This window comes from Streptomyces sp. NPDC001787 (genome assembly GCF_040297465.1).
Lineage (GTDB): Bacteria > Actinomycetota > Actinomycetes > Streptomycetales > Streptomycetaceae > Streptomyces.
Window position 1 is genome coordinate 115,682 of the sequence record NZ_JBEOZE010000022.1, and the last position, 12,503, is coordinate 128,184.

Genomic DNA, 12,503 nt, shown 5'->3' on the forward strand with positions numbered 1-12,503 from the left:
GACGCGTCCACGGAGCACGGTGTTCACCGCGCACTCACCGAGGTGAGGACCGCGTCCACCGCGGCGACCGCCCTGTCCAGGTCGTCGAGCCCGATGGTCAGTGCCGGGCGGAAGCGTACGGCGCACGCCCCGCCGGGCAGCAGCAGCACCCGGTGACCGCGGCGCAGGCGGTCCAGGACCTCATTGCGCAGTTCCGGGTCCGGCAGGTCGAACGCCCACATCAGGCCCAGGCCACGCACGTCGCGCACCAGCGCCGGGTGGGCCGCGGCCAGGCCGGCGAGCAGACGGCCCAGATGTCCGCCCTTGGTCTCGGCCGCGTCGACCAGGCCGTCCCGTTCGATGATCTCCAGGATCCGGGTGGCCCGCACCATGTCCACCGTGTTGCCGCCCCAGGTGGAGCCGAGCCGGTCCGGCACGGCCAGCGCTCCCTCGGGCACCTGGTCCACCCGGCCGCCCGCCATCAGACCGCACACCTGGGTCTTCTTGCCGAAGGCCACCACGTCCGGTGCGAGCCCGAGCCGCTGATAGGTCCACGGCGCGCCGGACATGCCGCAACCGGTCTGCACCTCGTCGAGCACGAACAGCACGTCGTACTGATGGCAGAGGTCCTGCATGCGCAGCAGGAACTCCCTGCTGAGATGCCGGTCGCCGCCGGCTCCCTGGATCGGCTCGGCGACGAAGCAGGCGATGCGGTCGCCGCGCTCGGCCAGGTGCCGTCGCGCGGCCTCGACCGCCTCCCGTTCGCCGCCGGGCCCGGGTGCCGGTACGCGGGGCCATGTCCACACCGGGTACCGCTCGGTCACCGTCGGCGAGGTGTTCGTCAGGCTCAGTGTGTAGCCGCTGCGCCCGTGGAAGGCGTTCTCCATGTGCAGGACTTCGAGGGGTGCCGTCGGGTCGGTCCGCGGTCGCTGGGCCCGCCAGTCGAAGGCCACCTTCAGCGCGTTCTCCACGGCCAGGGCGCCGCCGTCGATGAAGAACAGGTGCGGCAGATCCGGGTCGCCGAGCACCCGGCTGAACGTCGCCGTGAACCGTGCGTACTGCGCGGTGTAGATGTCGGAGTTGGTCACCTTGTGCAGCGCGGCCCGGGTGAGTTCGGCCAGGAACGTCGGGTCATCGGCCATACCGGGGTGGTTCATGCCCAGGGGCAACGAACCGTAGAACGTGAGCAGGTCCAGATACTCCTCGCCGCCGCGCGCGTCGACCAGCGTGCTGCCGCGGCTGCGTTCCAGGTCCAGTACGAGGTCCAGACCGTCCATCAGGACATGCCGGGACAGTTCGTCCAGGGCGTTGTCCGCCGTGATCTCCATGTCACACCTCGTTGCGCTGATAGTGCCGCAAGTCCAGCTCGTCCAGGCTGGACAGCACGGCGTCGGCACCGGCCAGGCCGGCTGCCCCGGCCGGCTCCCAGGGCACCGCCACGCAGCGTAGACCGGCGGCGCGGGCGGCGCGGACCCCTCGCGGGGAGTCCTCGACGGCCAACGCGTCGTCGGCGCCCACCCCTGCGCGTTCCAGCCCGAGCAGGTACAGGTCCGGTTCCGGCTTGTGCCGGTCGGTGTCGTCGCCGGTCACGAGGAAGACGAAGCGGTCCCGCAGCCCGAGCCGCCGCAGGTGTTCCTCCACCCAGGCGGTCGGGCTGCTGGACACGATCGCGGCACCCTCGGCGGTGCGCAGCAGCCGCTCCACACCGGGCCGGACCGGCGCGGCGGCGCACCGGGCGGACCGCCGCTGCCGCTGCCAGGCCCACTCGCCGTCCCCGACCGGCCGGCCCAGCCGCTCGGCCAGGTCGGCCAGGGCGACCCTAGCTCCGGCCGAGTTGCCGAGCATCCTGGCCCGCACCTCGCCGCTCAGGGGCGCCCCGAGCCGGTCGTAGAGGTCCTGCCAGGCCAGCAGCGCGGCCCGTTCGGTGTCGCACACCACACCGTCGAAGTCCAGCAGCAGGAACGGCTTGGGCATCAGTGGTTCACCGGTCCTCGGTCGACGGCGGCGAGCCGGGCGCAGTACCGGGAGAGGGCGTCGCTCCAGTGGGGCATCGCGTGTACGAAGGCGGCCGCGCGGGTGCTGTCCAGGCGTGAGTCGCGCGGCCGGCCGCCGACGAAACCGGCGTCCGCCATGGACATCGGCACCGGGTGCGCGGTGCCGAGACGTTCGGCGAGTGCCATACCCACCTGGTACCAGCTCGCCCGGCCCCGGTTGGCGATGTGCAGCAGACCGCGGACCGCCAGTGCGCCGGGCAGCAGCCGGACGAGCGCGGACGCCAGGTCGGGGACGTAGGTCGGGCTGCTGAACTGGTCGTCGATCAGCCGCGGCCGGCCGCCGTCGAGGAACTCCCGCGCGGCGGCGAGCACCTGGTCCAGGCGGGGGTCGGTACCGCCGTACAGCCAGGACGTGCGCACCACGAGGTGGTCGGGCACGGACTCGACGATCCGCTCGCCGGCCAGTTTGCTCAGGCCGTACACGCTGACCGGGGCGGGTACGTCCTCCTCGTTGTACCCGGCCGGCCCGGGGGCCCGGCCGTCGAACACGTAGTCGCTGGAGATGTAGATCAGCCGGCTGCCGTGCCGTCGGCAGGCTTCCGCGACGTGATGGGTCCCGCCCACGTTGACGCGCAGGGCCAGCGCCGGGTCCCGTTCGCAGGAGTCCACCACCGCGTTCGCGGCGGTGTGCACCACCACGTCGGGGCCGAAATCGGCGATCGAGTCCCGGACGGCGGTCTCGTCGCCTATGTCGAAGTCGGAGAGGGACACCCCGAGGACGGGCCAGTCGGCGGTCTCCGGCCGGCTCGCGAGCTCCTGCCGCAGCGCGGTGCCCAGCATCCCGTCCGCGCCGGTGAGGTAGACGCGCATCACAGGTGTCCGAACTCGGCGATCAGTTCGGCGACCGACAGGCCGGAGCCGATCTTCTCGCGGATCACCCGCTCCCTCTCGATGTTCATCCTCGTACGGGCGAGCACGGTCTCGGCCTCGTCCTTCGGTACGACGGCGATGCCGTTCTCGTCGGCGACCAGGATGTCCCCGGGGTTGATCACCTGACCGTCGATCACCACCGGCACGTTCACCTGGACCGGCTCGGTGCGGTCGTGCACGGCGGTCGGGGAGGGCCTCGGGACGGTGCTGCGGTACCAGACCGGGAAGTCCAGGTCGCGGATCTCGTCGACGTCGCGGATGGCGCCGTCGACGATGCCTGCGGCCAGACCGATCTGCCGTGACAGGGTGGACATCAGGCCGCCCCACATCGCGGTGCGGGTGGTGCCGTGGCAGGCCACCACGATCACGTCGCCCGGCTGTGCCCGGGTCAGTACCGGCATGCAGTCGACCAGGTCGTCGATCGAGAGGTTGACGGTGAGCGCCGGCCCGGCGATCTTGTGGTGGTGCTTCACCGGCAGCAGCCCGCCGATCGCGCCGACCCGCCGCCGGGCGTCGGTGACCAGGCAGCTCGGGCTGTACTCGGCGAGCACCGCGCGGAAGGCCTCGACGATCTCCTGGGGTGGGCGGTTCAGTTCGTTGCGGACAGTTTCCACGGTGTGTCTCCCGTCGGTTGGGTGGTGCGGGTGCGGTCCAGGACGTCCGCAGCGATCAGGTGCGCCAGGTGCGATGCGTCCATGCCGTGCGCGGCGAGCACTTCCGCGTCGGTGCCGCAGCGCGGTACGTCCGTGAGGCCGACGCCGCGGAAGGAGGCTCCGTCCCAGGCGCCCGTCTCCAGCAGCTGCCGGGCGATCAGGTCGGCCTGGCCACCGCTGCTGTACTGGTGCTCGACCACGAACACCTGCCGGACGCCGGTCAGCAGTTCGCCGAGCCACACCGGGTCGACCCGGTTGTGCCAGGGCAGGTCCACCACCGTCAGCTCGATGCCCTGTGCGGCGAGCAGGCCGGCGGCGCCCAGCAGTTGCGCGAGGACCACCGGACCGGCGCCGAACGCGACCGCCCGGCCGCCGGCGCGGAGTACCTGTCCCCGGCCGGTCACCAGGGGCGCGGGCGGCAGATCCGCCAGTTCGCCGGGGACCGGCTGGCTGGACAGCCGCAGATAGACGCTGTCCGGGGTGGACCGGCAGTAGTGCAGGGCGGCGGCCAGCTGGGCCGGGTGGGACGGTTCCAGGATGGTCAGACCGGGAACGGCGCTCAGCGCCGACACGTCACGGACCGCCTGGTGCGAGTGTCCGGGCCCGGCGGGCAGCAGTCCGGCGAGCGAGCCGACGTACACCACCGGCCGCCGCTCGGTGGCGTTGTTGTAGATGTGCTCGTTGGGCCGCGCGTGCAGGAAGCAGGAGAACGAGTGCACGAACGGCCGCAGACCGCCGGCCGCCAGTCCGCCCGCCATCGAGACCATGTCCTGCTCGGCGATGCCGCATTCGACGAAGCGGTCCGGGTGGGCCTCGCGGAACGGGATCAGGCCGGTGTCGAGCACCAGGTCGCCGTCCAGCGCGACGATCCGCGGATCGTCGTGCGCCGCCTCGGTGAGAAGCCGGCCGTACAGCTCGGGCAGCCGCACCCCGGCCGGTTTCACGGGCCGGTCCGGTGTCAGCCCGACCGGCCGGAGGGGCGGCAGGCCGTGCCTGCGGAGGATCCCGTCTGCGGTGCCGGTCAGCTCCAGGTACGCGGAGCGGTAGTCCTGCGGGCTCGGCGCGCCGCTGTGGTGACGGTAGCGCCATTCGCCGGGTTCCATCGAGGTCGCGGCGAACGTGGGGCATCCGCCGCCCTTCACCGTTTCCGCGATGATGACCACGGGCTGCTCCGGGTGGTCCTCGGCGCGGCGGGTGAACGCCTTCTCCAGCTGCCGGGGATCGTGCCCGTCGCAGCGCAGCACGCCCCAGCCCGCGGCGGTGAACTTGCCCGGCAGGTCGCCGAGGTCGCTGACGTCGCTGACGAACGTGTCGGACTGCAGGCGGTTGTGGTCGACCACCACGGTCAGCTCACCCATCCCGTACCGCGCGGCGCCGGGCAGCGCCTCCCAGTTCTGGCCCTCCTGCAGTTCACCGTCCCCGGTCATCACCACCACCCGGGAGACCCGGCCGGCCAGGCGATGGGCGAGGATCAGGCCCTTCGCCTTGGAGATGCCCATACCGAGGGAACCGGTGTTGAAGGGCATTCCCGGGGTGCCGACGTCAGGGTGACCGGGCAGCCCGTCGATCCGCCGCAGCCGGTGCAGGAGGTCCTCGTCCAGCCGTCCGAGCGCGATCATCGCGGCGTACAGTCCGGGCGCGTCGTGTCCCTTCGACGAGAAGTACACGTCGCCGGTTTCTTCGAACGGCTGGTCGAGCTCCTCCAGCAACAGCCAGCTGACCACGTCGGCGGCGCTGAAGCTGGAACCGATGTGTCCCGACCCGGCGCGCGCGATCATGTAGAGGGTGTTGATCCGGGACATCGCCGCGAAGGCGAGGGCCCTTTCGTACGGATCGTCGACATGGCCCAGGACGCGCTCGAACTCGGTGCGCGGTATCCAGGCCAAGGAGCTGTCCATGGCTTCTCCTCGTGGATGGGTCGATGTCACCAACAGCTGAACCCGCCGTCCACGGTGAGTTCGGTTCCGGTGACGTAGCGGCTCAGGTCGGACGCGAGGAACAGCAGCGGTCCGTTCAGGTCCTCGGCGCGGGCCATGCGCCGCAGCGGCACGCGGGCGTGGAACTTCTCGCGGAACTCGGGGTCCTGCGCGCCCAGCACACCACCCGGCGACAAGGTGTTGACCCGCACCCCGGCCGGCCCCCACAGCGCCGCGAGGTACCGGGTGAGCGAGGCGACACCGGCCTTGGACATGCCGTACGCGGGCGGTTTCAGGAACGGCGGATCCATCGGCAGGTGCTCGTACATCCGCGGGTCGGGCGCGAGGCCGCCGTACATCGATCCGATGTTGATGATGGATCCGCCGCCGTGCCGGACCATCCGCGACCCGAACACCTGGCACATCCGCAGCGTCCCCTGGGCGTTGACGGCGAGTATGCCGCCGGACACCTCGTCCGGGATGTCCTCGAAGCACCAGCTGGCGCCCGCGGCCGACGGTGGGCTGTCGACACCGGCGTTGTTGATCAGGATGGTCGGCTCGCCGGCCAGTGCGAGACAGTCGTCGAGCGCGCGGCGCAGGCTGCCGGTGTCGGTGACGTCCGCGACCAGTGCGGCGAACCGCTCGGGGCCGTGCTTGTCCAGCACCGCCCGCAGCTCCGGCCCGCGGGTGTCCCGCACATCCAGGCCCAGCACATCGGCACCGGCGCCCAGCAGGGCGTCCACCCACACCGCGCCGAGCCGTCCGCACACCCCGGTCACGACGGCGACCGATCCGGTCAGGTCAATCGCGCTCGGCATCGCCGTCCACCAGGTCCTCCAGGGTGATGTCGGCGTCGGCGGCCAGCGGCCGGCCGAGATGGCGGCCCACCACGTCGACGAGCCGGTCGGGGGTCAGCCCGTCGCCCGGCGACTTGATCGCCACGTCCTCCATGATGAGGCGGTGCCCCGCCGGCAGGTCCCGCTGGGCGACCAGCTTCTTGCCCATCTTGTTGATCGCGGGCCGCTCGCCCGGCAGGACCTGCTTGTCCCGGCCGCCCAGCGAGCGCCGCACCCGGCGCAGCCCGTCGACCAGTTCGGCCATGTCCGCCTGTTCCAACGAGAACTTGTGGTCGCTGCCGGGCCGGGTGCGGTCGAGAGTGACATGCTTCTCCACCACCCGGGCGCCGAGCGCGTACGCGGTCCAGGCTGCCCACGGGCCGAGGTCGTGCCCGGAGAAACCGACCACCGTCCCGGGGAACTCGGCCCGGTAGGTGCTCAGCACCGCCAGGTTCAACTCCTCGGGCTCGGCCGGGTACATCGCCGTGCACTGGAGCAGCGCGAGGTCCGGGTTGATCGGCAGAACGGTGCCGCAGGCGCGCCGGACGGCCTCCATGTCGGCGCCACCGGTACTCACGATCAGCGGCTTGCCCGCCTTCGCCGCGTAGGCGAGCAGTGGTGTGTTCCTGATGTCCCCGGACGCTATCTTGATCGCCGGCACACCGAGCTCGGCCAGGAAGTCCACGCTGGCGAAGTCGAAGGCGGTGGCCAGGAAGTCCACGCTCAGTTCGGCCGACAGCTGCTGGAGGTGCGTGTACTCGTGGGTGCCGAACTCCAGGAACTCGCGGTGCGCTCCGTACGTCGGGCCGAAGCTGTTGCGTCCGGTGTACGGGGAGTCGTACATCGCCCTGGTGTAGAGCGAGCGGTTGTTCCGCTTCTGCAGTTTGACCGCGCTGGCCCCGGCCGCGGCCGCCTGACGTACCAGCTCCTCCGCCTTGGCCAGATCGCCCTCGTGGTTGTGGCCGATCTCCGCGATCACATAGGCGTCGGTCTCGTCCGAGATGGTCCGATCGTTTACCGTCAGCGCTCTCATCGTTCTCAGGTCCTCTCCAGAAGATCGGTCACCAGCGAAGCGAACCGGTCCAGACCGAGGTCGATCTCCGCCGGTGTGAGCGAGCTGCAGGACAGTCGCAGCTGCCGCTGACCGCCCCCTGCCGCGTAGAAGTGGTGCATCGGCGTCCAGATGACCTTGTGCCTCTTGGCCGAGTGGGCGAGCAGGTCGTCGTCGGCGACGAACGGCACCGTGACGACCAGGAAGAATCCGCCGTCCGGTCGGTTCCAGGAGACCGGCGACGTTGTCGGGAACCGCGCGGCCAGCCCGTCGAGCAGGTGCCGCAGCCGCTGTCCGTACCGCGCGGTGGCGTCCCGGTTCGCCTCGCGCAGAGCGAAGTCGCTCTCCAGCAGCCTGCCGCCGATGACCGCCTGCGCGATCGGCGGGGTATTGACCGTGATCATGCTCTTGATCTTCGAGAGCTCGTCGGCGAGGGTGCCGACGACCTCTCCGTCCCGGGCGACCGGCTGGTCCGCCACCACATACCCGATCCGGGCGCCGGGCAGGGCGGTCTTGGCGTACGAGCCGAGGTAGACGACCCGATGTCCCGTGTCCAGCGACTTGAGCGTCGGCTTCGGGGGCGCGCCGTCGCCGAAGAAGCCGTACGGGTTGTCCTCGATGATCAGGATGTCCAGCTCCGCAGCCAGCTCCAGCAGCCGGCGCCTGGTCGGCACGTCGAGACTGAGCCCGGTCGGATTGGCGAAGTCGGGCACCAGGTAGCAGGCCCGGGGCCGCAGTCCGGCCTCGCGGGCGCCGCGCACCTTGGCCGCCAGGTCGTCCAGGTCGATGCCGCCGGCGCCGCTGTCGACCGGCACGACCGGCAGGTCGACCAGACGGGCCGCGCCGGTGATGCCCACATAGGCCGGTGAGGTGACCAGGAGCACGTCGCGGTCACCGGCCCGCAGGGCGCGCAGCACCAGGACCATGGCCTCCTGGCAGCCGACGGTCACCAGGATCGACTCCGGGTCGGCGTGGATGTTCTCGTCGGTCACGAGGTTGCGGGCCACCAGGTCCTGGATCACCCCCTTGGTTCTGCCGTACTGGTAGAGCCGGTTGCGGGCCACTTCCGCGCCGCGGGGTGTGCCGTCGGTGACGTACGCGGTCCAGGTACGCAGATACCGGTGGACGTCCTCCACCGAGAACCCGCCCGGGTCCGGCCGTCCGGGCGCGAAGGAGACCGCGTCCGGGTACCGGTCGGACACCTCGTTCAGCAGGTTCATCGACAGCAGCGCCGGATCGGACAGCGACCCGTGCAGGCCGGCCAGGTCCATCACCGCTCCGGGCGGTGCCGTACGGGCGTGGGGCGCGTCGGTCATCCCTCCTCCCGTTCGTGCGCCGTGGACGCCCACTTCACGCCCAGCCGCCCGGCCGCGGCCACGTGCGGCGCGCCGGCGAGGGCCATCGACACCTCCAGTTCGGTGCGCAGCAGTTCCAGCGCCCCGGTCACGCCCGGCTCGCCGCCGGAGGCCAGTCCCCACAGGACCGGTCGGCCGAGCAGCACCCCGGACGCGCCGAGGGCCAGCGCGCGCAGCACGTCGGTGCCGCTGCGCACACCGCTGTCCAGCAGCACCTCGCACGCGTCACCGACCTCGTCCCTGATCGCCGGCAGGGCCAGGAGACTGGGTACGGCGCCGTCCAGTTGCCGGCCGCCGTGATTGGACACCACCAGGCCGTCCGCGCCGAGGTCCACCGCGCGCCGCGCGTCCGCCGGGTCGAGAACTCCCTTGAGCACCAACGGCAATCGCGTCCGCCGCCGGACCCAGTCCAGGTCGGACCAGGACAGTGTGGGGTCGATCACCGCGGCCGCGTGCCCGCCGACGCTCTGCCCGCCGCCGCGTTGTGTGCCGGCCAGGTTCACCGGTGCGGCGTGCGCCGGCACGGCGAACGCGTTGCGCAGATCGCGCAGCCGTCGGCCCATGAACGGAACGTCCACGGTAAGGATCAGGGCACGGGCGCCGAGCCGCTCGGCTTCGCCGATCAGCCACTCGGTGCGGGCCCGGTCGCGCAGCCAGTACAGCTGGAAGAACAGGTCGCCGCCGGCGCGGGACAGTTCGTCCAGCGGGCAGCCGGCCAGGGTCGCCGCCGTGAAGGGGATGCCGGCCGCCGCCGCCGCACGGGACACCGCCGGTTCGCCGTCCGGGTGCACCACCGAGTGGAACGCCATCGGCGCCACCGCGACGGGCATCGTCGCCGGCACGCCCAGCAGGGTGGTCGTGGTGTCGGCGGTGTCCACCCCGGACAGTACGCGAGGGACGAGGTGACACCGGTCGAACGCGGTCCGGTTGGCGTTCAGCGTCGACTCGTGGCCGCTTCCGCCGGCCACGAAGTCGTACACCTCGGGCGCCAGCACGGCGCGGGCCCGGTCCTCGATGTCGGCGAGGGTGAGCGGATCCGTCGCCAGGACGGTCCGACCGCCCGTCACGCCCGGTCCTGTCGCTCGACCGCCTCGTACAGCTTGCGGATGTTGTTGCTGCCGAACGTGGTCGCGCCGCGGCGTTCGATGATCTCCATGAAGAGGGTGCGGCGCGGGTGCTCGGACCGGGTGAAGATCTGGAACAGCTCACCGTCGTGGTCCCGGTCGACGAGCACGCTGTGCTCGCGCAGCTCCGCCACCGGGTGGCCGGAGGATCCGTGCCGCTGTTCGAGGTTCTCGTAGTAGGTGGCGGGCGTGGACAGGAACCGTACGCCGGTGGTGCCGAGATCGGCCACCGCGTCCACGATGTCCGGTACCGCGAAGGCCAGGTGCTGCACACCGCTGCCGCCGTGCTTCTTCAGGAAGTCGTCGATCTGGCCCGGGGCGGCACCGCTCATGGGCTGCAGCAGCGTCAGCGTCACCCGCCCGCTCGGGCTCTGCACCACCTTGGACTGCATGGCCTGCGCGCCGACGTGGATGTCCTCCTCGAACACCACCTCCCAGCCCAGCGTCCGCCGGTAGGTCTCGACGGTCCGGTCCAGTTCGCCGTTCTCAAGGCAGACCGCTATGTGGTCGACGCACAGCAGGTGACGCCGCGCCGGCGCCTCGGGCTCCTCGGGCTCCTCGGTGCGCACCGGTGCGATACCGGGCAGCGACCAGGGTCCGCCGGCGGGCCGGCTCACAAAGGTGTGCGTCACATCGCCGAAGGCTTCGAGCACCGTGTGCTCCGGCTCGTCCACGAGCAGGGCGATGCCGCTCACGCCGTCGCCGTGCCGGGCGGTGAACAGGGTGGCCGGATGGTCGTCGGCGCGGCCCTCCAGCAGCACCAGGACGATGTCCCGCTGCCGCACCGCCACGGCGGTGAACTCCGGGGTGTCCCCGGCGGCGATCACCCGGAAGCCGTAGCGGTCCACGAACTCGGCCGCACGGGCGCGGGCATCACCGACGGAGAGTGTGATGTGGTCGATGCCGGCGTCGATGGCGTGCTGATTTCTGGTCTGGGGTGCGGACGACACGAATTCCCCCAAGGCTCGATAATCGGTTTCCACGGTGGGAACAAGAATTGTCAGATCCCGGTACCGCGACGAAAAAACGCTACGGACGGGCACGGAAGAAAGTCAATGAACCCTGCTGGGAGCCGCCCAACAGTACGGAACGCACTGTCCCGCACCTGGGTACCGGGGTATCCGCTATGGGGTTCGTAGGGGTTGCGCGCACCACGGCCACGGGTGAATATGCGTGCGATCGAAGCTGCGGACAAGGAGCGGTACGTGCTGATTCACCAGGCACTCGACGAGCGCGCGGCAGAATATGGCGGCCATATTGCACTGATGGGTGAAAATGGCCCTGTCACTTATTCCCAGCTTGTTTCGGCGGCCGATTCGTATGCGGCCTCACTGGTCGAGGCGGGGGTGGGACCGGGCTGCCTGGTGCCGGTACGCATCACCCGGTCGGCCCGCATGGTGACGTTATTGCTGGCCGTGCTGAAGACGGGTGCGGCGTACTGCCCCATCGACGTGAAGTGGCCGGACGAGCGCGTACGGGAACTGCTTCGCCTGTTGCGGGCACCGTTGTTCATCACGGACACACCGCTCGCCGGCGCACCGTGCTGGACACCACCGTCCGTACCCGCCCCCGTCCCCGGGCCCCGGAGGGTCCGGGCGGACATCGGGCCGGACGACCCGGCCTGTGTCTTCTTCACCTCCGGCAGCACCGGCGCCCCCAAGGGCGTGGTGACCGTGCACCGGGCCGTGCTGCGGCTCTTCGACAGCGGCCCCCTGGCCGCTTTCGGCCCCGGGCGGGTGCTGCCGCAACTCGCCCCGGTCGGCTGGGACGCCTGCGGACTGGAACTGTGGGGCATGCTCTCCCGGGGCGGCACCGTGGTGCTGCCGGACGAGGACCATCTGCTGCCGGACACCCTGCGCGACCTGGTCGCGCGGCACGGCGTGAACACCCTCGTCCTGGTCGCCTCCGTGGTGAACCTGCTGGTACGGCTGGATCCCGACTGCTTCCGCGGGATCGGTCTGATGTTCATCGGTGGTGAACGTCTGGCGCCCGAGCCGGTGCGCGCACTGCTGCTGCGCCACCCGGACACGACCGTCCACAACTGCTACGGGCCGGTGGAGAGTTTCGCCTTCGCCACCATGCATCACATCCGGCCCGAGGACTGCGACCGGCCTCACGGCGTGCCCATCGGGCGGCCGGTGCCCGGTACGGAGGTCCACCTGATCGACGGCGAGCTGTGCGTCGCGGGCGCGGGGCTGGCCCAGGGATACCTGCGCGACCCGGAACGCACCGCCGAGCGGTTCGTCACCGTCGATGTCCGGGGTGTGCCGACACGGGTCTACCGCACGGGTGACCGCGCGGTGCGCGACGCCGAGGGAGTGCTGCACTTCCTGGGCCGTGCCGACCGGCAGGTGAAGATCCGCGGATACCGGGTGGAGCTGGGAGAGGTGGAGAGCCACGCCGCGGGCCGCGCCGGCGTGCGCGACTGCGTGGCGGTGGCGCTGTCCGGCCGAAGCGGCGCGTACGAACGTCTGGCGCTGGCCTTCACCGGCGACGCGGACCCCGACCGGGTGCGCGCGGAGCTGCGCGACCGGCTCCCCGGCCACCTGGTGCCCGATCTGGTGCGCCGCCTCCACGATCTCCCCCACAACGCCAACGGCAAGGTCGACCACCGGGCCTTGACCGAGCTGCTGCTCACGTCCCGACCCCAGGAAAGGGGCTGACG

General features: G+C 71.2%; 11 protein-coding genes. 1 reads left to right on the forward strand and 10 read right to left on the reverse strand.

The genetic code is table 11. From position 1 onward, the window contains the following. Positions 1-23 precede the first annotated feature (23 nt). Genes lat through ABT170_RS27050 form a run of 10 tightly spaced genes read right to left on the reverse strand, consistent with a single transcriptional unit; the run spans position 24 to position 10,788 of the window. Positions 24-1,307, reverse strand: coding sequence for an L-lysine 6-transaminase (gene lat, locus ABT170_RS27005; RefSeq protein WP_329944455.1), 1,284 nt, complete (start codon positions 1,305-1,307; stop codon positions 24-26). Between the two features lies 1 nt (position 1,308). After that, a complete protein-coding gene (locus tag ABT170_RS27010) occupies positions 1,309-1,953 on the reverse strand; it encodes an HAD family hydrolase (RefSeq protein WP_329944454.1) in 645 nt (214 codons plus the stop codon). After that, positions 1,953-2,843, reverse strand: a complete 891-nt coding sequence (rfbD, locus tag ABT170_RS27015; RefSeq protein WP_329944453.1) for a dTDP-4-dehydrorhamnose reductase — start codon at positions 2,841-2,843, stop codon at positions 1,953-1,955. The genes ABT170_RS27010 and rfbD overlap by 1 nt, the downstream gene beginning before the upstream one ends. Continuing rightward, positions 2,843-3,517, reverse strand: a complete 675-nt coding sequence (locus tag ABT170_RS27020; RefSeq protein WP_351871563.1) for an RraA family protein — start codon at positions 3,515-3,517, stop codon at positions 2,843-2,845. The genes rfbD and ABT170_RS27020 overlap by 1 nt, the downstream gene beginning before the upstream one ends. Then, a complete protein-coding gene (locus tag ABT170_RS27025) occupies positions 3,493-5,454 on the reverse strand; it encodes a transketolase family protein (RefSeq protein ID WP_351871566.1) in 1,962 nt (653 codons plus the stop codon). The genes ABT170_RS27020 and ABT170_RS27025 overlap by 25 nt, the downstream gene beginning before the upstream one ends. 26 nt (positions 5,455-5,480) lie before the next feature. Next, a complete protein-coding gene (locus tag ABT170_RS27030) occupies positions 5,481-6,290 on the reverse strand; it encodes an SDR family oxidoreductase (RefSeq protein WP_329944450.1) in 810 nt (269 codons plus the stop codon). Beyond that, complete coding sequence (locus ABT170_RS27035; protein ID WP_351871569.1) at positions 6,274-7,341, reverse strand: N-acetylneuraminate synthase family protein; 1,068 nt, start codon at positions 7,339-7,341, stop codon at positions 6,274-6,276. The genes ABT170_RS27030 and ABT170_RS27035 overlap by 17 nt, the downstream gene beginning before the upstream one ends. 5 nt (positions 7,342-7,346) lie before the next feature. After that, complete coding sequence (locus tag ABT170_RS27040) at positions 7,347-8,675, reverse strand: aminotransferase-like domain-containing protein (RefSeq protein ID WP_351871571.1); 1,329 nt, start codon at positions 8,673-8,675, stop codon at positions 7,347-7,349. After that, complete coding sequence (locus ABT170_RS27045) at positions 8,672-9,781, reverse strand: alpha-hydroxy acid oxidase (RefSeq protein ID WP_329944447.1); 1,110 nt, start codon at positions 9,779-9,781, stop codon at positions 8,672-8,674. Before ABT170_RS27045 ends, ABT170_RS27040 begins: the two co-directional genes overlap by 4 nt. Continuing rightward, entirely contained in the window at positions 9,778-10,788 is a 1,011-nt protein-coding gene (locus ABT170_RS27050; protein ID WP_351871574.1) for a VOC family protein, read from the reverse strand. The genes ABT170_RS27045 and ABT170_RS27050 overlap by 4 nt, the downstream gene beginning before the upstream one ends. 219 nt (positions 10,789-11,007) lie before the next feature. On the opposite strand from ABT170_RS27050, the gene ABT170_RS27055 reads away from it, so the two are divergent. Next, positions 11,008-12,501, forward strand: a complete 1,494-nt coding sequence (locus ABT170_RS27055; protein ID WP_351871577.1) for an AMP-binding protein — start codon at positions 11,008-11,010, stop codon at positions 12,499-12,501. The last annotated feature ends 2 nt before the right edge of the window (positions 12,502-12,503 follow it).